This window comes from Halalkalibacter krulwichiae (assembly GCF_002109385.1).
In the GTDB taxonomy this organism is placed as follows: Bacteria; Bacillota; Bacilli; order Bacillales; family Bacillaceae_D; genus Halalkalibacter; species Halalkalibacter krulwichiae.
Genome location: NZ_CP020814.1, coordinates 4,317,102 through 4,340,932, shown reverse-complemented (window position 1 = coordinate 4,340,932; position 23,831 = coordinate 4,317,102). Strand labels below are relative to the sequence as shown.

Below are 23,831 nucleotides of genomic sequence, written 5' to 3'. Positions count from 1 at the left end.
GGGCGTCTTAATCTTGAGACGCTCTCTTTGTTTCTTTCAATGAGTTGTGAAATGTTCAAATGTTTGCCGTTAGTTGGACAGAGGTAGGCGGTGAAACTATGGTAAGATAATGGTGGAAAAATTCTTTAGAGAAAGCGGAGAGACAAGGAGAGAAGCACATATGAAAAGAAAAGTCTTTGCTGTTATTGGATTGCTTTCGGTTGCTTTATTCGTGTATGTCTTTGCTGTTAATAATGATCAGCAGGCAGCACTTCAAGAGCCTGAGATCAAGGAACTGGTTCATGAATACAGTGTCGGAAATATCCAAAATGAAAATGCTTCGATCACTTCACATGAACTAATTGTTACAGACAGTGATGGAAGTCAAGTTGTCTATGAGTTACCGGAAGATGAATTTTTTGTTTCAATCGCACCATATTATGATCACACTCATCCTTGAATGAATCACAACTTGACAGGTTGTCAAGGAGAACTAGTGAACGAATCATTTAACGTATATATTGAAGACATGGGTGGAAATGTTATCATCGATGATACGATGGAGACGCCAGCAAACGGATTCCTCGATTTATGGTTGCCACGCGACAACAACTACCGTGTTGTAATTGAACACGTTGGCGGGGAAACGCTCGAATCAGAGCTATCAACGTTTGAAGGAGATCCAACTTGTATCACAACGATGCAGTTCATGTAGAGTAGATAAGGCTGTCTGTAAGGTCGATACGACCTTGGAGGCAGTCTCTTTTTTTTCTGTAACATCTCCTTACAAGGACGGGGTATAAACTGTTCATCTATGTAAAAATTTAGGTAGAAGCATAAGGGAAAAGCGCAGTCTATAACAAAAAGGAAAGTCATATAGTAGCTAAGTGACAAAAAAATAGGAGGCTACGCTATGAGCTCAATTTGGAGACGAGTTAGGGTTGGGAGGCAGCTTTACAAATTAACGGCAGAACAAGGACTTTTCACGAAAATTGAGGAAGATGAGGACAATAAAGTCACTTTTGAAAATGAGATAGATGCAGAGGGCTTGTTATATATCCCGGCGCTTTCGGATATGCACTGTCACCTAGATAAACATTTCATTGGTGAGACATGGCGCTCACGTAAAGCAATCGATAGTCTGCCAAAGCAACTTGAACGTGAAAAGAAATTGCTTGCGAGTTTAGAAGGAAGTGTCATGGACCGCGCCCGCAAATTGCTTCAATTGATGCTTGAAAAAGGAACCACTCATATTCGGACTCATGTTGATGTTGACCCCGAACTAGGGCTCACACATTTAGAGGCGATCAAACAAGTACGCGATGAATTCCAGGGGAAAGTTAAAATAGAGATTGTGGCCTTTCCTCAGCAAGGTTTACTTCGATCAAAATCCTATGAGGTATTGAAAGAAGCAATGGAGGAAGGAGCCGACCTTGTTGGTGCTGTCGATCCAGGCGGCTTGGATCGACATATCGAATCGTCATTGGAACACGTATTTGAATTGGCTACAACCTATAAGAGCGGGGTTGATATTCATCTGCATGACCCTGGGCATCTTGGTTTATACACAATTGATAAAGTCGTCGATTATACGAAGGAAGCACGCTTACAAGGGCATGTCAGTGTTAGCCATGCTTATTGCCTTGGTCAAGTGTCTGAAGAGGCTGTAGCAAAGCTTGGAAGACGCTTGAAAAAACATCGAATTTCTATTCTTTCAAGTGTTCCCATTGACCGACCGATGCCAAACGTCACGCAACTAGCAGCACTTGGTGTGAACGTGAAACTTGGAACGGATAATATTCTTGATGCATGGTCTCCATTTGGGAACGTTGATATGCTCGCACGTCTAAGTAGACTCGCTGAGCGTTCAAATTGGGTTGAAGATGATCAACTCGTTCGAGCTTTTCGGTTTGCCACCAACGATTCACTCGTTCCGATGCTTGGAGAACGTGCTGATTTTCTATTAGTGTCAGCGCTGAATTTAGAGCATGCTGTAGCAACGGTACCTACACGCGAATGGGTTGTCGTAGGAGGAAAGGCAGTCGCAGGATCGCGCTATGAAACAGGGATGAGTACTTCGGGGAAAAAATGAAAGCCGCACTCGACTTTCATCCAGTGCGACTACAATGCTTGTCGGATCACTCGCTTGTAATAAAGGACAGACAAGATACCAAAAATCGAGTATAAAGCTGTATAAAATCCCATCACTAAAAGCATAGGTGTCCAAACTTCTGTTCCGAAAAAGAACCAGCCTGATTGAACAGCGAAATAGCTGTGTGACAATCCGAGAACAAGCGGGATTCCAAATGTAAATAGTTGCTTCGTTTGAACACCACGCATGAGGTCTTGTTCGGTAAAGCCAAGTTTTCGTAAGATCGTGTAGTTTGGCTTTTCCTCCTCGCTTTCATCCATTTGTTTAAAATAAAGAATGCAGCCAGAAGTAACCAAAAACGTTAAGCCGAGAAAGCCGACGATAAACATAATCAACCCCATATTTTGCTTTTGCATGTTAGCGGCATCAAGCTGGGATTCATGATAGTCGCCACTGAAATCCGGTTCTTTAAAGAGGGTATTCGCTTTCTCGAGTTGACTTCTTTCAGAAATGTCAATGCCGATATAAGTAGAAGGCCTACCTTGTAATTCTGGATCAAGGTCGCTCGCAATGCTTTCATAAATTGATTGGTCAACGATGACAGTTGGTAACCCGCCGCCGGTAAAGTAAAAAGGAATAAGGGAGTCATCTTTAAGACCTAAATAGTTTAGTTCAAACGATTCAGTCACGCCCAAAATGTCAAATTGGCCTTCGTCCTTAAGTGGCATGAAGATTTCCAACATATTATTATAACCGATAAAGAGCGACTCATTTTCTGGAAGGTCAATGCCCGAAATAGAATCATCGCTCACGATAGATAAGACCATCTCACTTGGATCCGCATAAAGACCGTCCATGTTTGAGTCAACAATCGAAGTAATATCAACCTTTGCTTGAATGATATTCAACTCCAATTCCTCATACCCGATGTTTGCGCTATCTAGTAGGTTTTTAAAAGCGTTGGCGTCTTCTTGATCACTTAATGAGAAATGATTCGGCACGCTATTTTCTGCCATTTTTTCGGCCGAATAGTAGGAAATGTAGCTTAGTGATAGTAACCCAATCGCTAACGCAGAAACCGTTGTAATGATCGTTAACAACGAGGCATGGCTTTTCATTCTAAACATGACACTTGCTAGAGATAACACATCATGGATCGTTAAATAGCCGCCTTTTTTCTTGCGGATGAGATGAGATAGAAAGCTAATCGACCCTTTGTAAAACAAATAGGTTCCGAAAATGACAGAAGCTAATATAAGAAGCATCGCAATGAATAAATTCCCCATGACTGTTATCTCACCGCTAAATAAGCGAGAAGATAGATAATAACCTGTGATAATGGAAACAATCCCGGCGACACCAATAACGATTTCAAGAAAGGATATCTTCTTCCGGCGTGTCTCACTTGCGGAAACAGCATGGAACAGTGAAAGAATGCTTTGGCGTTTAATGTACCAGCCATTCATAGCGACAATGAACAAAAAGATGACGCCAAAAACGATTAATGTCTGGATTAGAGCTTCTGTAGAAAAGCGAAGGGAAGCAACTTCTTCGACTCCGACAATTGAAAGCAACATCATCATGATCAGGCGAGAAACGGAAAAGCCAAGAAAGACTCCAAACGCTAAGGAACCGGCATATAATAAGAAATTCTCAATACTTAAGATGCGTACAATTTTGCCTTTTGTCATCCCAATTAACTGAAACAACGCAATTTCCTTGCTTCGTCGTTTAATGAAAATATTATTCGCATATAACAAGAAGACTGCAACAATGGCAATGAGTAAGACCGATGCTGTTTTCAGTGCTGCAGCTCCTTTTATCGTCCCGCTCGTCTGATCAAGGGCAGGGTCATACTGCAAGGTGACAAAGGCGAAATAAAGGGCGACGGTAAAGGTCAGTGCGAACACATATAAGTAGTAATGTTGCAGGTTTTTTTTGAAATTTTGATAGATGAGACGCTTAATCGTCATGCTGCACCCCGCCTAACACACCTTGAGTTGTCATAATATCGTTAAAAAAGGCTTTCCTCGTTTCATCTCCTTTTGTTAACTGCGTATAAATTTGGCCATCTTTAATGAAAATGACACGACTGCAGTAACTTGCTGCGACGGGATCGTGAGTAACCAACATGATTGTTGCGTGTCTTGATTGATTTAGTTCCTTTAATTTATGAAGCAAGTCAGCAGCCGACTTTGAGTCGAGTGCACCCGTTGGTTCATCAGCGAAAATCATGCTAGGGTGATGAATGAATGCACGTGCAGCCGATGTTCGCTGCTTCTGTCCTCCTGAAAGTTCGTTTGGGTATTTATTCTGTAAATCGCTAATGCCAAGTTCTGAGGCTAGTTCACGAAACCGTTGCTCCGCATTTTTCTTTGAAACGTTTTGAATGGATAGAGGCAATAGAATATTCTCTTTCACTGTTAATGTATCGAGTAAGTTGTATTCTTGAAATATAAAGCCTAGATGATTTTTGCGGAATTTAGCCAGCTGCTTTTCTTTCATTCTTGTAATATCCATGCCTTCTATCGCAATCGTCCCTTGACTCACGTTATCAATCGACGAGAGAACATTAAGCAAAGTCGTCTTTCCAGAACCCGATGCACCCATTATGCCAACAAATTCTCCTTTCTCAATCGAAAGGTCGACTCCTTTAAGCACTTCTTGTCTATTAAATTTATTGCCATAGCTTTTGTGTAGTTTGCTAGCTGTTAAGATTGTCATTATGCAATCACTCCTCCGCATCTTTATAGCTTAATCGTAACCAATCTTTCATTTGGTTTCCTTCGTTTCATCGAACAAATAACGAAAGCATGTGACATTGTTGTCACATGCTTGAAAGGTCAATGAACGCATTTGCTTTCGGGAAGGTTAGCGTAAATCGTGTTCCATTGCCTAATTCGGATTGGACTTCGAGCTTCAAGCGTAGAGATTTGGCGATTTTTTTAGCTAAATATAAGCCCATCCCTGTTGCCACATGGTTTTGGTGTTGAGTCGTCGAGGTAAATCCTTTATCGAAAATACGCGGTAAGTCTTTTGTTGAAATACCACAGCCGAAGTCTTCAAGTATGAGTACCGTTTGCTCCTCATGTTGAAAGCTTTTAATAACGATGTCAGAAGCTTCACTATATTTTATTGAATTGGTAAGCAATTGCCGAATCAAAAAGGCAAGCCACTTTGCATCCGTTAAAACAATATCAGATTCGAGATCAACATCAAAGCCGATGTTCTTCTGAATGCACCAAGATCTAAGCATATGAATTTCTTGAAACATGATCGATTCAAGCGATGTTTTCTCAATAAATAAGTCATTTTCCATAAAAGGTAGGCGCTTTTGATGAAGTTGTTGATCGAGTAGCAAGTGAATACGGAGCCATTCATAGGTGAGACGAGCTTTTAAATTCTCATCCTCGACTCGTTCGATCATTAGTTGCATCGCAGTTAACGGCGTTTTAACTTCGTGTATCCAGCTTAATAAATCGTCTTTTTCTTCAGTCACTTGTTGCTGATTTTGGAAAAGTTGTTGTTTCAGCTGCTCGATCTGTGAACGCATGCTTTCTTCGACAATGACCTCAAAGGGGCGCTGGGAATCGGCAACGGAATCAAGATCAAGAGTAGGGTCACGCTCTTTTAATTGCTGATAAAAGGTTGTTTCTCTTTTATAACGCAAAAGAAGAAATAGAAAGGAGATGATAATCGATAAAAAATGAATATATAAGATCGAACTGACCGGAATCGTTGGGTCTACATAGGAAACAAATAAAAGCAAACCTTGCATACTTAGAAGCAGGACAATCCAGCTCCGACGCTCTTTTATGTATGCTCTAATCATATTGTCCCCTCATCTGTTGCGATATAGCCTTGTCCTACTTTTGTTTCAATAAACTGACCTAAACGGAGTTCATCTAGCTTTTTACGCAACCGGTTCACATTCACTGTTAACGTATTGTCACTGATAAAGCGCTGGTCGTCCCAGAGGCTGCGAATTAGTTGTTCGCGGCTGACAATTTTATTTTTGTGTTCAATGAGCTGCTTCAAAATAAAGAGCTCGTTTTTGGTTAATTCAATTGTTTCGTTTTCATACGTAACGGTATTCGTCTCATAATCTACGGTGGCTCCGCGCCACGTCTTTAACTCAATTCGCTCCGTATTATAGTTGTAAACCCGGCGAAGGATTGCTTGAACTTTCGCGATGAGTACATCAAAATGGAATGGCTTCTGAATAAAGTCATCAGCCCCTAACTGCATACTCATCACCATATCAGTCGGGTGATCACGCGAAGATAAAAAGACAATCGGAACATTGGAATGGTTCCGTATCATCCGACACCAATGAAAGCCATCAAATTTTGGAAGTTGGATATCTATAATGACCAAATCTGGTTTGATTTTTATAAATTCTTCAAATACATGGCCGAAATCTTCAATTCCAAACACTTGATACGACCATTGTGTCAGCCGTTCCTCGATTTCTTTAAATAATGTTTCGTCATCTTCAATTAACATGAGCTTAAACATATGATTCACCGCACTTTTTGTATTAAATCCGAGCCATTCATTTGTGCTCATTATACCACTATTTGCGAATGGGTATGTGTTGTAAAGACTAAAGAGTTGTTAAATATTTCCTGGAGTGAAATAATAGATCATAGATTATAGAGTGATAGGGTGGGAAGCAAGTTGATTAAATTTCTTTTATACGTCGTAGCATTCTTTTTGATTGGGTATTCGTATGGGAGTCTAACAAAAGGTACAGTGTTTGAAAACTTCTGGGTTATGCTAGCTAGTTTCTTTGTTGTTATTTTTATCATCGAAGCGATTTTAAGCTTGATTAAGAAAAAGATCATTAAGGAAGCCGATAAGAAGCCGGAACAAGATGAAACTTGGGATGAATTCATCGATGAGCTCAAGAAAGACTATGAAAAGCAATGGATCATTCCTTTTAAGGAAAACCAAATTCAAGTTGTGAATAAATATAACCATGAACAATTGTTTATCAATGACACACTCGTAGATGAAAAGAAACGAACGAGGTGGTACTCGTGGATTAAACCGTACCAAACCTTAACAGGAGTCGTTGAAGATCGTGGACAAACGTATTCAGTTAAAGTAAAGATGGGTGGGCTTGTTAGCTTAAGTTGCAAAGTATATGTAGGCAATCAGCTTATTTTCAAAGAGAAGATTACATACAAGCTCACAGGAGGAATAAAGGAAAAAAAGTAAGAAAAAAACAGTAGTTAAAAAATAAGTTTCATAATAAAATAGGAGTAATATACTAATGGAGTGTGATGTTTAGATGGACGATGTTCCGTCGAGTTTGATTGCGTTGTTTATCATGTTGTTAGGTTTATCTGCTTTTTTCTCCTCAGCTGAAACGGCATTTTCAAGTGTTAATAAAATCCGCCTTAGAAACTATGAGGAGGAAGGAAGAAGAGGGGCTAAGAAGGCTGTTGAAATAGCTGAGAACTTTGATAAGACGCTTTCAACCCTTTTGGTTGGCAATAATCTTGTGAACATTGCAGCAGCAACACTTTCTTCACAAATTGCGATCCAATGGTTTGGCCCTAGTCTAGGAGTCTTTATTAGTACATTTGTTGTCACAATTTTAGTTTTAATTTTTGGCGAAATTATCCCGAAATCACTCGCGAAAGAATATGCAGAAGCGTACGCATTAAAGACGTCGGGAATTCTATTTTTGATGATACAAGTGTTCTATCCTGTGACTTGGGTGTTTTTAAAAATTAAGAAGCTAGTCACTTTATTTGTGAGAAACAAAGAAACTACGCCATCTGTTACAGAAGAAGAAATCAAGATGCTTGTTCAGATCAGTGAAGATGAAGGTGTGATTGGGAAAAAGGAAAGGGAAATGGTGCATCGCTCATTAGAGTTCGATGATATCATCGTTCACGAAATTTTAAAGCCGCGCCCTGACATGGTTGCTGTCGAGGTGAACCAGCCCATTTCTGAAATTAAGGATGCCTTTTTAACCGAGCATTTCTCGAGAATTCCGGTATATGAGGGCAATATTGATAATGTGATTGGGATCTTGTCTGAGCGAGATTTCTTAACAGCTTATATTGAGCACGGTGATAGCCTTGATTTGACATCACTGATCAGGCGTCCAATGTATGTCGTTGAGTCAATGAAAATCTCAACCTTGCTACCAGAGCTTCAAAAGCAAAAGGTTCATATGGCGATTGTCATTGATGAGTTTGGCGGAACATCTGGATTAGTCACATTAGAAGATGTTTTAGAAGAGATTGTCGGTGAAATTTGGGATGAACATGATGTCAGTGTCAACCAAGTGAAGCAAGTTGGACCATCCAGCTATGTCGTTGATGCTGATTACTCAATCGACAGCTTTGCGGAGTTCGCGGAAATTGCTGCACCCGAAACGACAAACCACACATTAGGCGGTTGGTTGATTGAAGAGTTTCAACGAATTCCAAAAGAGGGCGAAGAATTTGTCTATGAGCATTTGAGCTTGAAGATAGAGAAGGCGGAAGAAAAACGAGTTCGTCAAGTTCTACTAAAGGTCAATAAAAAGCCCCATGAAGTCGAAGAAGCGGCTGTCATTTAATTAGACTGGGATATAACTAAAGTGGTGTATTGAAAATAGGAACGACGACAGCTTAGCGAAGTATATTTCCGGAGCGGAGGCTATGCACCGCTCACCACCCGTCATTTCGTTCCGATTTTTCGTTAATGAAACTCTTTTGTCCTAGTCCTTTTTTTGTTGAACGGTTACAGAAAGAGGGAGTAACTTTGAAATAAGTTTCTTGACCTCAACTTCGTAATCCATTAAAATCTACTTAATATTTAAGAGCGATGATGAAAAAGAGTAGGCGATAGGAATGTTTCAGAGAGCGGATGGTTGCTGTGAGTCCGTACGGGAATATCGTTGAATGGATTTTGGAGCTTCTAGGTTGAAAGAATAGTAGGCCTGGCGGGTGTCTTACCGTTAAAAGAGACTATGTATCGAAACGGCTTCACAGTTTCCGTACAGACTAAGTGCGTTTGCTAGATGTAAACGAATGAAGGTGGCACCACGGGTTACTCGTCCTTTTTTAAGGAGGGGTAACCCTTTTTGTGTTTTGATTTTATAAGGAGTGTTTGATAATGAAAAAGACTATTTTAACAGGTATTAAGCCGACTGGGCAGATTCATTTAGGGAATTATATCGGGGCCATTAAGCCTGCTTTGGCATTAGCACAGAGTGATAAGTTTCAGCCAGCTTATTTTATTGCCGATTTTCATGGATTAACAAAAATTCATGACAGCAAGGAGTTCAAACAACTTTCATACGGGGTCGCAGCAGCATGGTTAGCGTTTGGGCTTGATCCTAATAAAGTCATTTTCTACCGCCAAAGTGATGTTCCGGAAATATTCGAATTGAATTGGATCCTCTCTTGTTTTGCACCGAAAGGATTAATGAACCGGGCTCATGCTTATAAGGCGCTCGTTGATCAGAACAATCAAATGGGTCGCGATGTAGATGATGGGGTCAATATGGGGATTTTTACGTACCCGATTTTGATGGCAGCGGATATTTTGTTGTTTAAAACGGAGACAGTGCCTGTAGGGAAAGATCAAATACAACATGTTGAAATTGCCAGGGACATTGCCGAAAGTTTTAATCATCATTATGGTGAAACATTTGTCTTGCCACAGTATAAAGTTGAAGAAGGGACAGCCATTCTTCCTGGATTAGATGGGAGAAAGATGAGTAAAAGCTACAACAATACGATTCCTGTGTTTGCCGAACCGAAAAGGTTGCAAAAGCTTATTAATAAAATCAAAACAGACTCCTTACCACCAGAAGCGTCTAAGGACCCAAGTACATCGAGTTTGTTTACTCTCTATAAAGAATTTGCTACTTTTGCAGAAGTTGAAAACATGAGAACGCAATACGAAGCGGGAATTGGTTGGGGCGAAGTGAAAAGAGAACTATTTGAAGTCATGAATCGTCAGTTAGAAGAGCCTCGTGCTAAGTACAATGAATTGATCGCTTCACCTGAAACTTTAGATGAGATCTTGCTAAAAGGAGCAGAAAGGGCGAGGGCTGTTAGTGTGCCATTTTTAAAAGAAGTTCGGAGGAAGATTGGGTTATCCGTATAAAGAAAAAGGCTGTCTCAAAAGGTCAAAACGAGACCTTTTGAGACGCCCCCTTATTAAAATGGGAATGGACGTGTTTCTTTTTGAACCGATACCCAACGAACTGTAGTGAATTCATCTAACGACCATTCTCCGCCATATCGACCAAGGCCTGATGATTTTTCACCACCGAACGGGATGTGTGATTCACAGTTGACGCTTTGATCGTTTACGTGAATCATTCCGGTATGAATTTGCAGAGCGACTTCTACACCGTGATCTAGATCGCTAGTGAAGATTGATCCGCTTAAGCCGAAGTCACTTTCATTGGCAAGCTGGATCGCTTCCTCTTCACTTTCAACAGGAATAATCGCAGCGACAGGACCAAATTGTTCATTTTTTGCAATGGGCATCTCGTTTGTGACATCAGTTAAAATAACTGGTTCCATCAAGGTGCCGCTCACGTTGCCGCGCTGTAAGCAGGTAGCGCCTTGGCGAATCGACTCATCGATCCACATTTGGATTTTATCGACTTGTCTTTTGTTAATAAGCGGGCCGACAAACACTTCAGGATCAGTCGGATCACCAACTTTGATTTTCGCTGTTTTTTCAGCAAAGGCGTTAACGAAATCATCGTATAGCTTGCGATGGACGAAGATGCGATTTAGCGACATACAAATTTGTCCTTGGTGTAGAAACTTGCCGAAAACAGCAGCGCTGGCTGCTTCGTTCACATCGGCATCCTCAAGAACAATCATCACATTGTTTCCGCCGAGTTCAAGGGCAACTTTCTTCAGGTTTTTGCCACATAGCTCGCTAATGTGACGTCCAACGGCTGTTGATCCTGTGAAAGAAATAACCTTAGGAATTGGATGTTCAACAAAGGCATCTCCGATCTCTGAAACATCAGCAACCGTGACATTCATAAGTCCTTTTGGAATTCCTGCTTCTTCTAGGATGCTCGCTATAATGAGTCCCCCTGAGATAAAGGTTTGCAAGTCTGGCTTGACGACAACGCCGTTTCCAGCTGCTAGCGCAGGGAAGATGGCCCGCGTCGACAAATAGAGCGGGAAGTTAAATGGGCTAATGACCCCGACGACTCCAACCGGCATGCGGTAAATTCGGTTCTCCTTTCCAGGAATGACAGACGGGCGTACTTCTGTGTTCATTTTTAACGGAATCGAGGAGAATTCTTGAATATCAGCAATCGCAAAATCAACTTCGGCATTAGCTTTCGCGACACTTGATCCGGTTTCACGTGTGAGAATGTCAACAATTTCAGCACGGCGATTAGCCATCACCTCTGCTGCCCTTTTCATGAGGGCGACACGTTCTTCTGGTTTTGTTCGCTGCCAGTTGCTTTGAGCCTTTTTTGCTTCTTGATAGGCTTGATCGATGTCTTGTACAGATGCTAGCTGAATGGTGACAAGTTCTGATTGGTCAAATGGATTACGATTTGTGCTCGTCCCTTCACTTGTACCGCAAGTCCATTCACCTCCAATATATTGCTTCTGCCATTGGCTAAAAGTTGTAGCTGTTGTCATCGTATCTCCTCCTAATTTTTCATTTACCCCATTTTAATGATTGGTTTAATCGTCGTTCCGTTTTTTGAATCGGTAACTGCTTGATTGATGTCTTCAAAATCATAGAACTTCACTAATTTATCAAAAGGAAACTTGCCTTCTTTATAAAGGGTAATAAGCTGTGGAATGAAAATTCTCGGAATGCTATCTCCTTCGACAACACCCGTAATCGTTTTATTCATTAAGAGCAAATCGTTGACGTCAATTTTCTCATCGGTACCAAGTGGCGGTGCTCCGATTTGACAAACGACCCCACGGATGCTGAGAGAATCAACTGCTTGTCGCAGAATCCCAGGAACGCCTGCTGTTTCAACGGCATAGTTGACACCGTTTTCAACAATTTTCTTTACTTCATCAGGAACATTGACTCCTTTGGCATTAATGGTATGTGTCGCCCCAAGTTCTTTTGCAAGCTCAAGACGGTTATCGTGAACATCGATCGCAATAATCGTTCCACACCCGACCGCTTTTGCAGCCATCAACGCACTTAATCCTACAGCCCCTGCACCAAATACAGCAATGCTTGAGCCAGCTTGCGGCTTTAAGCGATTTAACACAGCCCCACTCCCGGTTTGAATGCCGCATCCGAGAGGACCTAATAAGTTCAAATCAACGTCCTTATCGACTTTGACAACATTGCGCTCATTCGCAACCGTATACGTTCCAAAAGAAGACTGGCCAAAGAAAATTGATAAATCTTGATCGTCGTGATTATGATGACGGCAAGTGCCATCTTCCATTTTTCCTACAAAATTCAATTCGAAAAATCGTTCGCATACATAAGGGTGGCCGTCTAAGCACTGGTTACACTTCCCGCAGTGAGCAAAGCCCATTACAACATGATCGCCTGGTTGGAGTGTCGTTACCCCTTCACCGACTTTTTCCACAACTCCAGAACCCTCATGTCCTAAAACGGCCGGAAGAGGAACAGGGTATTCCTGATGTTGCGCGACCATATCTGTATGGCAAATCCCTGAGGAAACAACACGGATTAATACTTCTCCTGCTTTTGGCTCATCAAGGGTTACCGTTTCAATTTTAAAATCTTCCCCTTTTGAGTTTGTAACAGCTGCTTGAATCTTCATGTAAACAACCTCCCTAATCCTGTTCAAATGTTTTTACACAAGTCATTATGCAACTACTGTGCCAATTTTCAGAATCCATGAAAAAGGGACTAGTTAAGCTGTTTTCTCACCGGCGCTTTGATTAAGACGTAGCAATGTTACAGTTGTTACAGTTACATGTGTAACAACTGTTACAAATTGAATTCTTTTATTTTTCGATAGATCGTTACTCGTGAGGTATTCAACATTTTGGCTGCATGAGTAATGTTTCCGCCTGTCTGATTTAAGGCTTCGATAAGCATCGGTTGATCAATTTTACTCCTGAACGTGACTAGATTGCTAGACTCTTGTTGTTTGCTTGAACGATTGGCAATGCAGGAGATCTCTTCTGGAAAATCAGTTAAGGAAATGTAGTCTGTTTCTGCCTGGAAGAGGGCATACTCAATGCTGTTCTTTAACTCTCGAATATTGCCTTCCCAGTTATAATTAAGTAGAGTCTCCATCACACCTGCTTCTAGACATGCTGCTCCTTCTTTTTTTCCTAGTTTCTTTAAGCAATCATCTACTAGGAGTGGGATGTCTTTTTTGCGATCCCTTAATGGTGGAACGTGAAGGGAGATGACTTGAAGTCGGTAATATAAATCTTGGCGAAAAGTACCTTTTTTCACCTCCTCTTTCAAGTTTTTGTGAGAAGCGACGATCACTCTCACTTGAATCGGAATCGATTTCTCTCCTCCAATCGGGACAATTTCTCTTTCCTCAAGCACGCGCAGTAGATACACTTGCAATTCAAAAGGCAATTCAGCAACTTCATCTAAAAAGATCGTCCCGTTGTTCGCTAATATAAACTTCCCTTTCTTACCCTTCGCCTTCGCTCCGGTGAACGCACCGCCGTCATATCCAAACAACTCACTGCTTAGTAACTCTTTTGGAATCGCGCCGCAGTTGATTGAGACGAATGGCTGGTGCGCTCTTGGGCCAGACGAATGAAGCGATTGAGCAATCAGCTCTTTTCCAGTTCCTGACTCACCAGAAATGAGTACATTGCTTTCACTATAGCTAGCTTTCTTGACCTTCTCTTTTAATTTTAGCATTGCTGGATCAGCGGCGATGATCTGGTCAAGATGATAGCGCGTTTGGTGAGAGTGGCTGCTTTCTTGAACGACTTCCTTTCCTTTTTCAAATAGCAATACACCTCCTAGAAGATGTTCGCCAATTTGATAGGCATCGACTTTTAACTTCCATTCGGTTCCATCTTTAACCGTCATCAATTCTTGTAATTCATTTCTGCCTAGAAGTCTTTGAATCTCTGTGAAACTCGTTCGACCGAGTAACTCACTGACGCTGATCCCATTATGTATTTTTAACAGTTGTTTGGCCGGTACATTGCATTGGGTAATCCGTCCTTTAATATCAAAAATGACAATTGGCTGCGCGACATGGTCAAAAATCGTCTGATTAATCAACGTATGGTGGGGAGTGACGATCGCTTTTTGAATTTTTAAAGCGTAATTAATCACTAAATTCAGATCATGAGCTTGTACCACTTTTTTATTGCCTGTCATGTTGAGAATGCCTAGCACTTCATTTGTTAAAGGATCAAGAATCGGCGCAGCTGAGCAAACCCACGGAAGTCCACCTTCGACAAAATGTTCACCAGAAAAAATTTGGACAGGCTTCTTTTCAACAAGCGCCGTCCCAATCGCGTTCGTCCCGACCGCTAGTTCACTCAGGTCAGCACCTGGAACAAAGGAAATCTTCTCAACTTCTTTTTGTATATGGACTGGGACGAGCTGGTCAATGAGGATGCCTTGCTCATTTGATAAGACAATGTTGATGTCCTCATGAGACACTTCACTATATAACTGTTGGATAAACGGGGCGGCAAAGTGCAGCAACGTTTGATTCTGTTCTTTCATTTCATGGAGTTCATTATCTGTCTGATAGAGGAGAGGGACTTGTTTAAGTGAATAATCAATGTCGTACATTTTGCTTCGTTTCCAAGATGCGGCAACAGTAGGACGTTGCCCAACAATAATGCCATCAGTGTGAAAGCGCTCCCATTTTTTAATGAGATGAAGATCCGTCGCTGAAAATTTCTCAAACGAGTGAATGGCTTTAAGCATGAATGTCACCACCTAAACATAATAGTTTATGATACGACTTACAGTGTGGACGGTGATTTTTACTATTTATTATACATGAAAGTAGGATCTGTCTCTATAGAAGATAGGGAAAAAGGTTCATTTTCTATTATGTTCTTAGATTGTTTGCGATGCGTGGAGTCGTTTTCTCCTTCATGATACGATAACTGGAGAGTCACATTGTAGGAGGGATAGCATGAAGCGATTTTTCCATTATTTCATATCGACTGTTTTAATAGGAGCGATAATCTACTATGGTTTTCTGTTTCACAAGCATTTAGAAGAACAAGCAGCAATCACCTATCATGTTTCGACGTTAGTTGTTTATAGCATTCTGTTTCCGATCTTGCTCGGGATGCTACTTCGGTTGCCTCGCTTGATTAGGGAAATAAGGCAGTCAAAAAAGTGGCAGCTCAATTGGGCAAAGCTAGTAGCAGTCGGTCTTCCTAGTCTTTATGTAACCATCGCCCCTGTATTGTATTTTAGCGCGGTTGGCCCATATTTTCCTTTTACGGTGCAACTATTACAAATAGGCGATAGGAGTATGCTCGTAGCAGGGATGGTTTTCGGTTATGTAGTAATGGACAGTTTGAAAGAATCCTAAGGAATAAATCGTCTCAGATGGTTAGAGTGAACCGTTTGAGGCGATTTTTTTAGAGGAGAGTGTATGAGAAGGGTGCTAAAGGACAAAGGAGAGCGTAAAAGGGGATGAAGTGTCCGAGAGAAGGGTGCTAAAGGACAAAGGAAGAGCGGAAAAGAGGGTGAAGTGTCCAAGAGAAAGGACCTCAAGGACAAACGTAAGCTATATTTACAAGAAAATGTCCTTCATCAACCGAATGAAGGACAAACCAAGCTGAGGCCATGATTAGCTATTTCTCATAGTCTTTCGATTCCCACTAATAAAGTTCTCGATGTATTCAAGTTGTTCTTCAGTTGGGGGTGCTTTTCGCACTTCGTGAAATTTCGTAACTGCTTGATGTAGATCGGTTTCTTCTCCGACCATTTCTCCGATACTTGTTAGATCATCGAAGAAGCTCCACATTTCGTCGTGTGTTTTTGGATCTTGGTGTCCTGTGACATAGTGTTCTACTTCGTATTTTTTAATTTTCTCTAGTAAAATCGTTAATTGCTGCTGGTCATAGCTCCAGTCACCGCTATAAAAATCTTGATAAATGCAATCTCCTAGAAACATGACTTTTGCTTCTGGGACATAAATAATACAAGAATCGTCTGCATGAACGCCTCCAACATGTTCAATGACACAAGTGATACCGCCTAGATCGATTTCCATTTTATGAGTAAAAGTTATATCTGGAATTTTTAATTGTAAGTGATCACGTGTCGGCATTTCTCGTTTGATCATATCTCTGCAAAATTCAATCTCTTCCCCGGTCGCAACTCGTTCATCCAAGGAAGTATCATCCCATTTTAGCGTTGTCATGTACTCTATTTTCTTCTTCGTTTCATCTGTGCTAATCGTTATGTGATCGATCGTTTTCATCCCAAAGACATGGTCCCAATGCCAATGAGTGATGACAGCAAACTTAACAGGTGCTGAATCGATTTTTTCAATGAGGCGAAGAAAATCATTTGCATGAGCAGGTGAGTTTCCTGAATCAACGATTACACTGAAGTGATCTCCGCAAACAACCCCAATGTTGGTCGGTCCGTTTCGGAGTAATGTGGCATATAAAACACTCTTTGAGCTAGTTGTTTTAACATAAAATACCTTCTCTCTTTTTTTACCTTTGCTATTAACTCTTTCTCTATTTCAACATAAATATACGATTGAGAAAAGAGGAGTAGGTTCGTGCCCATTTTTGGTTGGACAGAAACTTTTCAAGTACCTTCCAACACGCTGGGCATATGATGAATTTGACTAATATTTGAAGGGAATGAGCTGTTTGAATTATTATCATTCGTATCCTTTTTACGCAAATGTTCACACACCGATCTATCATTCACCCAATATGACAAGGGACCATGGACAGAATCCGCAAGTAGTGGAAGCGATTTTAACAGGAGTAAAAAGAGAGGCTACAGCGCTTAACTTGTATCAACGTTTAGCAGATGCGGCCCCTAATGAAGAGCATAACGCCGACCTTCTTCAATCATTAGAAGAAAAAAAGACACAGGTGAACGAATTCCGCAATCTGTATAGCCAATTAACAGGAAGCGAGCCGAATTATCAAATTGATGAGGTGAGGTTTGAGGACTATGAAGAAGGATTGTATAAGGCATATGAATTGGAAATAGCAGGTTATGAACAAGATCAAAGAAGTCATGTACTTACAGAGCACCCACACGTTCAAAATGCCTTTTTACAAGCGATGCAGAGTCAACATGAAAATGCATGGCGAATCTATCATCTAACGGAAGATAATCGCAATCGTCAAACCGATTTTGGACCAAATCCATTTGTTATTGATATCGAAGAAGCGACGAAGGAAAATGACACATTCCGAACTGCTCTCTGGACAGGAGAACACTTGCAAGTGACGTTAATGAGCATTGGTGTCGGTGAGGACATTGGTCTTGAAAATCATCCGCATCTTGATCAGTTTTTGCGAATTGAAGAAGGGCAAGGTATTGTACAGATGGGAGATCGACAGGACCAGTTAGATTTTCAAGCAGAAGTGTTTGATGACTTTGCAATAATAGTACCAGCTGGAAAATGGCACAACTTAACGAACACAGGTGATAAGCCACTGAAATTATACTCTATTTATGCCCCGCCACAGCATCCATTTGGAACGGTTCATGCGACGAAAGCTGAGGCGTTGGAAGCGGAGGAGCATCATCATTCTTAATGAAGTAGGGACGTCTCAAAAAGTGAGACGTCCCCTTTTTCGATTCTTTGCCAATAAAAAGGTAATCGATGTTAAGATAAAAGCATGAACGTAAAGAAAGTTGGATGTATCGTGAAAAAGAAGTTTTTGTTTTGGACAGTTTTTGTCTTGCTCGGGCTAGCTGGATGTTCGACGACGAGTGAACCGAGCTATTATACGAATCCCCATGTGATTGAAGTGGAGGGGACCTTTGACCGGATAGAGCTTGGAGAGTATGAGCTAGTTAAAATTGACGATCAAGTAACGATCAAGACAAGCGATCAAGAGTTTGTCATTGAGTTTCCGTTTAAAGAAAGTGCGATTCAAAGTGTGGCCTTATCCCACGATGAACAATTTATAGCCTTTGATGTAATCAGCGAAGCGGGAGTGAAAATATATGTCGTCGATAGACATTCTGGTGAAGTGACGAATTTATCTGATGACATTGGTTATGAGTACGATTACGCTGGCTATGAGAAACCTTTTGGAATCGCATGGGCTCCTAACGAAAATATGATTGCCTTTGTCGGCGGTCATCATGAGGGAGGAGCTGTTGTGAATATGTATCATTTTGATCTGGAAAAAGCGAAACAATTAAAAGGCGTATCACAGATTCATCCTGACATCTACGGGGTGAAGTGGGATCGTAGAGCAGAACGAGTCTATTACCTTGTTGATTCTTTTGAGGACAGAAATATGTATGAGGTGTTTTCGACGCAGCTAGAATATGAGGATCACCCTATTTATGAAAAAATCCTTTATGGTGGTCAGATTGAAGTAGTTGCCCAACTTGAGAAAGAGCTATATGGGACGTGGTTTGAAGAGAATGGAGAGTAGCCTTCATCGTACTAAATCAAGCTGCATGTAAGAGGAGGTTTGTTATGGTAGTGAATGAAAAGTCGAGACTCCAAAAGGTTGGATCACTTTTCTTACATAAGGTTGCTGGGGCAGGTTTTTCCATAACCATTTTGTTTATCATCAGTTTCTTAATAACTGGAAGAGAGTTGTATGAGTTTGTTGAGACTATATCGCATTGGTCGTTATGGTTACTGTTTTTTGGATATGGGGTCATCTGCTCCATTGTTATCGACTTTCTCTGTTCGAACGTATTTAAAAGAGATTTGAAAGTCTTGCTATATATTCTTGCTGGGTACGGTTGTTTTCTCATCTTTGGATTGAATTATGTGACGATTATTGCCGGTACAGTCGGAGCTTTATGCGCGCTTATTTTTTATGGTGGACTAACGCTTGCCGAGCGTTCGAAAGCTTTTACATATTTGTGCGCTTTCGTTCTCCCTATCTTGTTCCTTGCACTAATCCAATTTGATTTTACCGAGAAAAAACAGTGGGAGGCAGTCCAAACGGATTCATCGTTTCATGCGACGTTTCACTATTTTAATGGAAGACATCACATCCCGATTGCGGTAGAGGATGGCAAAACGGTTCAGTTTCAAGTTAAATTCACCGTGGAAAACGGGGCAAGCCATGGGTATCATGTCCGAGACGAAGCTGGCGATCTAGTTGGCATGACGGAGACTAGCGAAGATTCTCAGTTGATCAATGTTGAAGACCCTGGCATTTATCACATCGTCGTAACAGGCAGGCATTTAGAAGGAAGTGTACAGGTGGACTGGGAGATCGTTGAGGCTTTTAGAGAAGGGCAAAATAGGCATAAACACCGAGCTGGAACTAATAGTGATAAGTGAACCCTGTTAAGGCAAACGGTTCGCTTTTTTCCTTTGCAGGGAAAATTCTTTTTAAAAAAGAGGGAACGTTATTTGACCTTCATGACTCTAATGTTTGAGAGGAGGGGAGTATGTGCGGGTGGAAGAAGTAATTAGGTGTGTGAAAAAGAAAGAGATGGAGGCGCTTGTGAACTGGTTTGATGAGAAGCACAGTGACTTTTATAAAATTGGCTGGGCCTATCTCAGAAGACACCATGATATCGAGGATGTGTTTCAAACTACGATTCTCAAAGTCTATGATCATATAAATCAGCTGAGGGAGCCTCAATACTTTGAAACGTGGGTGACCTCGATTTTCATTAATGAATGCAAGCGATTGTATCGTAAAAGGAAAAAAGAGTTTGATCAAGATGTAGAGCCGATTGGAGCGAGCCATCAAGATCATACAAAGATGGAGCTTCTCGATCGCTTAGAACAATTAGAAGAACCTTATAAGGAAGTCATTATTTTAAAATACATAAACGACTTTTCCCAAGAAGATATTGCAGATTTACTAGAAATACCGCTTGGGACAGTGAAATCACGAGTTTATCGAGGGCTGAAACGTTTGCGGAAACAACTACAGAAAGGAGAAGTCGTATGAGCTGCACCTATTGTGAAGAACGCTTAATCGATTACATTGATCGGAATTTAGAAGCAGAAGAAATGAAGGAAATGGAAATGCATTTAAAGAACAACGCGGATTGTGACGCGGAGTATAGAGCGATGAACGAGATGATTTCAGTGATAAAAGAAGAGAAGCTGCCATCACCGCCGCCTTTATTCATGAATGCTGTGCGTGAGAAAGTTCAGCAGGCAAAGCCTGAGAGAAAACGCTCTCTCCTCTATCGACCAGGAGCATGGGTCGCAGCAATTGTTTTCAGCTTTTTGTTTGTAGGCACCGCTTTTGCAACGAATGGCTTCAATGATTTACTCGATTGGTGGATAGCCATTGCCGATGATCAGCAAGAGAGGGTCGACCAAACGATTGAACATGGATTAGGGGAACGAGTCAATATTGCTGTCGTTGATCAAAATGTCAAAGTGACGATTACGGACGTCGTTGCCGATGACTTACAAACGTATATTTATTATGAGATCGAGGATTTAGCTCATGAAAAGCATTTGATGATTGATTTCCACGAGGGAACGGAAGTCGTTAATAAAAATGATGTACTCATGGTTCATGAATATGTTGACCATAGTTTAAGAAGTCATATGCGTCTTTACTCAGACCAAGACCATGTCGTAAAAGGCCGAATGGGGTTAGCCCCATCAAAGGAGAGGAAGGGTTCATTTCGCTGCAGTTGAATGAGCTTGAAGTTGTCTCGGCGTTTTTGGAGGAGGATGAGGTGACACCGATCGAAGAAAGAGAATTGTATGCCGGTGAATGGTCATTTGAGATCCCGGTGAAGAAGCATCCAGCAATCGTAAAAGAACTCGACGTTGAAACAGAAGTAGCTGGGAATCTTCTTCGCTTTACCGAATTAACCATCGCACCTACTATTACAAAGTTAACGTATGAATACACAAACCGTGACCAACATGAATCGGTATTACAATACCTCATCTCGGGTATTGAAGGAGACGGAAAAACGTATGAGGTTGATCCATTCTCAATGGGAGGAGGAATTTCGTCAGCTGGAGGATTCCGTTCTCAAGAGCTACTGTTTGAATCGATTTTTCTTGACGAGCCGGATGTGTTAAAAGTTGAGATCGATGGAGCCGTTTTAGAAGTATTTGACGAGGCCTCATTTCCATATGATTTTGAACAAGAAGAAACATTTGAATATCTCGGAACAACCTTGTCTTTTGAAAATATTGATCTAGGAAATCCTACTACGTTTACATTGAAAGAGGACCTTGGTTCAAATCGAGAATTTGAGTCACTTAACATTACCTATGTTAACGGCAATGATCAATCATGGTATGGAAGCTACAGCAACGGAACGGGCACTCTCGTTGATGCCTCAGGAGAAGTGTACGATGTGGCGGAATATTTCTTCCGCATGCATGAATTAAAGCAACCGCGTATCTACACGACAGAAAGCTTTGTAACGATCGAAGCAGAGGATAAAGTCGAAATGGTCCAGCCTACTGGCTTTGAAATTAATGGGTACACAAAAAGGAAGTTCTTTGATCAAAGCATTGAAATAGATTTGAAATAGCAGGAGAGTGGGAGAATTGAGGTCTCTCCTATTTTCTCCATTTAATCAAAGGTGGTGCTTGTGTGAGAAAGGTGTACTCTTATTTGTCAGCCTTGTTTTTCGTTTTAGCAGCATTGCCGTTCATGGCGGCGCTCGCAGACTGGAGTGATGCGATCTTTCTGTTTGTAATCAATATAAGCCTGTATTTACCGGTTTTATTTGCGCTGTTAGGTGTTGTGTTTGGCTTTTTAGGAATAAAGGGGAATGTTCGAATCGGTCTCATTCTGATAAATTTTTCCGTTTTGTGTGTGTCACTCTTTGTGATTTTTGTGGCGGTATTTGGGTTTAGGGAGCCGTAAGGCTTTCAATTGAAAAAAAGTATGGTATGATAGTCTCATGATTTTTTTGAACATTTTGATTAAATTGAATTAGGATTACTAGACTTAGAAGGTTAGAGATATGAGTTATTTATCATTGACTACCTATGAGTATTGAACTAAAATCAACATATAAAAAACCGAGTATAGTAGTATGGTTAGTATGTTATGTGGGGGTAAGGGAATGAAACGTAAAAAATGGGGATTATTGTTTGGGTCGATCGCTTTATCGTTAGGGCTTGTGGCGTGCGGCGGTGACAATGAAAGTGCTGAAGGAGAAGACAATCAATCTGATGCACAAGAAGTAGAATATAGAGATGAGTTGAATATCGCTATTACGGCGCAACCACCTACGCTAGATACGGCTCAAACGGTATCAGCGGTAGCGCTTGATATTGCAGGGAATATCTATCAACAACTTTTTCAGTTAGATGCCAATTATGAGCCGACACCTGTTCTTGCGGAGTCTTATGATGTAAGTGAAGATGGCTTAACTTACACGATTAAGCTTCGTGAAGGTGTGACGTTTCATAATGGAGAAGAAATGGTCGCTGAAGATGTAGTTGCGTCAATGAATCGTTGGTTAGAGACATCTTCGCGAGCGAAGTCTTTACTAGAAGGAGCAGAATTCTCCGAGGTGGATTCGTATACGGTTCAGCTTGAAGTTGCACAGGCAACATCTGACGTATTAATTTTAATGGCTGCACAAGCTCAATTTCCATCAATTATGCCAAAGGAAATTGTTGAATCAGCAACGGCAGAGGGCTTTGATGAATACATTGGTACTGGCCCATACAAGTTTAACGAGTGGAGACAAGATCAATATATTCACCTAGTAAGAAATGAAGATTATGTATCTCTTGAGGGAACGCCGAGCGGCTTTACAGGAGAAATTACAGCACCAACTGAGAACTTATACTTCCACTTTGTCTCTGATCATTCTACGCGCATCGCGGGAATTCAAACAGGTCAGTATGATGTGGCAGATAGCATTCCAATTGAAAGCTATGATCAACTAGCAACGGATGCAAATGTGGAACTTCAAACGTTCCCAGGTGGAACGTTAACTGCCTTCTTCAATACATCAGAAGGGTTATTGGCTGACCAAGCAATTCGTCAAGCGATTTTAGCTGCTCTTAACAACGAAGAAATTATGTTAGCGAGTTTTGCAAAGCCTGAATTGTATTCTTTGTCACCCGGTTATTTAAACCCAAGTCAAACACAGTGGGCAACGGATGCGGGAGAAGAATATTACAATCAAGCTGATCCTGAGAAAGCAAAGCAACTTTTAGAAGAAGCCGGCTATAATGGAGAAGAAATTACATTGTTAACAACGCAGGACTACAATGAAATGTATACAGGAACATTAGTCATTCAAGAGCAGCTTCGTCAAATTGGGATGAATGTAAAAGTCGATAATTTTGACTTCCCTACATTCTTAGAAACAAAAGGTGATACGAGCACGTGGGATATTTTCCTAGCGAGTACAGGTTATCAATTGACACCACCTCAAAACTTGGCTGTTACACCTGACTGGGCTGGGTTAGATGATGATTTTGTTAAAGAAGGCCTAGCGGCAGTGAGAAGTGCCCAATCTCCGGAAGAAGCACGAGCTGAGTGGGAAGAAGTTCAAGGTTACTTATATGAGATTGCTTCATCTACAGTGCTTGGACATTATAATGGAGTCGTAGCGATTAACAAAGACCTAGAAGACTTTGAGTTATTCGAGGCACCGGTTGTCTGGAACGCGAAGATTCCGAAATAATCAGCGAGAAAGGAGGGGAAAGTCGACCCTCCTT

General features: G+C 41.2%; 22 protein-coding genes and 1 other annotated feature. Of the genes, 14 read left to right on the top strand and 8 right to left on the bottom strand.

Going from position 1 to position 23,831, the window contains the following annotated elements; translation table 11 throughout:
- Positions 1 to 160: 160 nt before the first annotated feature.
- Positions 161 to 694, top strand: coding sequence for a CueP family metal-binding protein (locus tag BkAM31D_RS24040; protein WP_169801112.1), 534 nt, complete (start codon positions 161 to 163; stop codon positions 692 to 694).
- Between the two features lie 198 nt (positions 695 to 892).
- Positions 893 to 2,071 (top strand): amidohydrolase family protein, encoded by a 1,179-nt coding sequence (locus BkAM31D_RS22015; protein WP_066154664.1) that lies wholly within the window; start codon positions 893 to 895, stop codon positions 2,069 to 2,071.
- A gap of 29 nt (positions 2,072 to 2,100) precedes the next feature.
- Here the strand turns inward: BkAM31D_RS22015 and BkAM31D_RS22010 are convergent, their stop codons facing one another.
- The 4 genes from BkAM31D_RS22010 to BkAM31D_RS21995 all read right to left on the bottom strand — a co-directional run bounded on the left by BkAM31D_RS22010 (position 2,101) and on the right by BkAM31D_RS21995 (position 6,589).
- A complete protein-coding gene (locus BkAM31D_RS22010; RefSeq protein WP_066154661.1) occupies positions 2,101 to 4,044 on the bottom strand; it encodes an FtsX-like permease family protein in 1,944 nt (647 codons plus the stop codon).
- Positions 4,034 to 4,795 carry an ABC transporter ATP-binding protein gene (locus BkAM31D_RS22005; RefSeq protein WP_066154657.1) on the bottom strand — a complete coding sequence of 254 codons (762 nt, stop codon included), beginning with the start codon at positions 4,793 to 4,795 and terminating at the stop codon, positions 4,034 to 4,036. The genes BkAM31D_RS22010 and BkAM31D_RS22005 overlap by 11 nt, the downstream gene beginning before the upstream one ends.
- A gap of 103 nt (positions 4,796 to 4,898) precedes the next feature.
- On the bottom strand, positions 4,899 to 5,903 hold the full coding sequence (locus tag BkAM31D_RS22000; protein WP_066154654.1) for a sensor histidine kinase: 1,005 nt from the start codon (positions 5,901 to 5,903) through the stop codon (positions 4,899 to 4,901).
- On the bottom strand, positions 5,900 to 6,589 hold the full coding sequence (locus BkAM31D_RS21995) for a response regulator transcription factor (RefSeq protein WP_066155321.1): 690 nt from the start codon (positions 6,587 to 6,589) through the stop codon (positions 5,900 to 5,902). The genes BkAM31D_RS22000 and BkAM31D_RS21995 overlap by 4 nt, the downstream gene beginning before the upstream one ends.
- A gap of 162 nt (positions 6,590 to 6,751) precedes the next feature.
- Here BkAM31D_RS21995 and BkAM31D_RS21990 point away from each other — a divergent pair, with 162 nt between their 5' ends.
- The 3 genes from BkAM31D_RS21990 (at position 6,752) to BkAM31D_RS21980 (ending at position 10,189) form a co-directional block, all read left to right on the top strand.
- Positions 6,752 to 7,294 (top strand): hypothetical protein, encoded by a 543-nt coding sequence (locus BkAM31D_RS21990; protein ID WP_066154650.1) that lies wholly within the window; start codon positions 6,752 to 6,754, stop codon positions 7,292 to 7,294.
- Between the two features lie 73 nt (positions 7,295 to 7,367).
- Positions 7,368 to 8,651 (top strand): hemolysin family protein, encoded by a 1,284-nt coding sequence (locus BkAM31D_RS21985; RefSeq protein ID WP_066154647.1) that lies wholly within the window; start codon positions 7,368 to 7,370, stop codon positions 8,649 to 8,651.
- 239 nt (positions 8,652 to 8,890) lie between these two features.
- Positions 8,891 to 9,139, top strand: a binding site (T-box leader).
- Positions 9,140 to 9,190: 51 nt separating this feature from the next.
- Positions 9,191 to 10,189: a tryptophan--tRNA ligase gene (locus tag BkAM31D_RS21980; protein WP_066154644.1), complete on the top strand. Its 999-nt coding sequence runs from the start codon at positions 9,191 to 9,193 to the stop codon at positions 10,187 to 10,189.
- Positions 10,190 to 10,242: 53 nt separating this feature from the next.
- On the opposite strand, the gene BkAM31D_RS21975 is transcribed toward BkAM31D_RS21980, so the two are convergent.
- The 3 genes from BkAM31D_RS21975 to BkAM31D_RS21965 all read right to left on the bottom strand — a co-directional run bounded on the left by BkAM31D_RS21975 (position 10,243) and on the right by BkAM31D_RS21965 (position 14,938).
- Positions 10,243 to 11,709, bottom strand: a complete 1,467-nt coding sequence (locus tag BkAM31D_RS21975) for an aldehyde dehydrogenase family protein (RefSeq protein ID WP_066154640.1) — start codon at positions 11,707 to 11,709, stop codon at positions 10,243 to 10,245.
- Positions 11,710 to 11,732: 23 nt separating this feature from the next.
- Positions 11,733 to 12,833 carry an NAD(P)-dependent alcohol dehydrogenase gene (locus BkAM31D_RS21970; protein ID WP_066154637.1) on the bottom strand — a complete coding sequence of 367 codons (1,101 nt, stop codon included), beginning with the start codon at positions 12,831 to 12,833 and terminating at the stop codon, positions 11,733 to 11,735.
- A 170-nt stretch (positions 12,834 to 13,003) separates the two neighbouring features.
- A complete protein-coding gene (locus BkAM31D_RS21965; RefSeq protein WP_066154634.1) occupies positions 13,004 to 14,938 on the bottom strand; it encodes a sigma-54-dependent Fis family transcriptional regulator in 1,935 nt (644 codons plus the stop codon).
- 214 nt (positions 14,939 to 15,152) lie between these two features.
- On the opposite strand from BkAM31D_RS21965, the gene BkAM31D_RS21960 reads away from it, so the two are divergent.
- Positions 15,153 to 15,560 carry a hypothetical protein gene (locus tag BkAM31D_RS21960; protein ID WP_066154629.1) on the top strand — a complete coding sequence of 136 codons (408 nt, stop codon included), beginning with the start codon at positions 15,153 to 15,155 and terminating at the stop codon, positions 15,558 to 15,560.
- Between the two features lie 261 nt (positions 15,561 to 15,821).
- Here the strand turns inward: BkAM31D_RS21960 and BkAM31D_RS21955 are convergent, their stop codons facing one another.
- A complete protein-coding gene (locus BkAM31D_RS21955) occupies positions 15,822 to 16,580 on the bottom strand; it encodes an MBL fold metallo-hydrolase (protein WP_257391680.1) in 759 nt (252 codons plus the stop codon).
- Between the two features lie 280 nt (positions 16,581 to 16,860).
- Here BkAM31D_RS21955 and BkAM31D_RS21950 point away from each other — a divergent pair, with 280 nt between their 5' ends.
- From BkAM31D_RS21950 to BkAM31D_RS21915, 8 genes are all read left to right on the top strand, one after another.
- Positions 16,861 to 17,766 (top strand): cupin domain-containing protein, encoded by a 906-nt coding sequence (locus BkAM31D_RS21950; protein WP_306807423.1) that lies wholly within the window; start codon positions 16,861 to 16,863, stop codon positions 17,764 to 17,766.
- A gap of 84 nt (positions 17,767 to 17,850) precedes the next feature.
- Positions 17,851 to 18,621: a hypothetical protein gene (locus BkAM31D_RS21945; protein WP_157108301.1), complete on the top strand. Its 771-nt coding sequence runs from the start codon at positions 17,851 to 17,853 to the stop codon at positions 18,619 to 18,621.
- A gap of 44 nt (positions 18,622 to 18,665) precedes the next feature.
- Positions 18,666 to 19,490, top strand: a complete 825-nt coding sequence (locus tag BkAM31D_RS21940; RefSeq protein WP_066154616.1) for a hypothetical protein — start codon at positions 18,666 to 18,668, stop codon at positions 19,488 to 19,490.
- A 118-nt stretch (positions 19,491 to 19,608) separates the two neighbouring features.
- On the top strand, positions 19,609 to 20,112 hold the full coding sequence (locus BkAM31D_RS21935) for an RNA polymerase sigma factor (RefSeq protein ID WP_257391613.1): 504 nt from the start codon (positions 19,609 to 19,611) through the stop codon (positions 20,110 to 20,112).
- Positions 20,109 to 20,819 carry a DUF4179 domain-containing protein gene (locus tag BkAM31D_RS21930; protein ID WP_085449852.1) on the top strand — a complete coding sequence of 237 codons (711 nt, stop codon included), beginning with the start codon at positions 20,109 to 20,111 and terminating at the stop codon, positions 20,817 to 20,819. The genes BkAM31D_RS21935 and BkAM31D_RS21930 overlap by 4 nt, the downstream gene beginning before the upstream one ends.
- A 41-nt stretch (positions 20,820 to 20,860) precedes the next feature.
- Positions 20,861 to 21,676, top strand: a complete 816-nt coding sequence (locus BkAM31D_RS21925) for a hypothetical protein (RefSeq protein ID WP_157108300.1) — start codon at positions 20,861 to 20,863, stop codon at positions 21,674 to 21,676.
- Positions 21,677 to 21,738: 62 nt separating this feature from the next.
- Positions 21,739 to 22,014 carry a hypothetical protein gene (locus BkAM31D_RS21920; RefSeq protein ID WP_066154610.1) on the top strand — a complete coding sequence of 92 codons (276 nt, stop codon included), beginning with the start codon at positions 21,739 to 21,741 and terminating at the stop codon, positions 22,012 to 22,014.
- A gap of 202 nt (positions 22,015 to 22,216) precedes the next feature.
- A complete protein-coding gene (locus BkAM31D_RS21915) occupies positions 22,217 to 23,797 on the top strand; it encodes an ABC transporter substrate-binding protein (protein WP_066154607.1) in 1,581 nt (526 codons plus the stop codon).
- Positions 23,798 to 23,831: the final 34 nt, after the last annotated feature.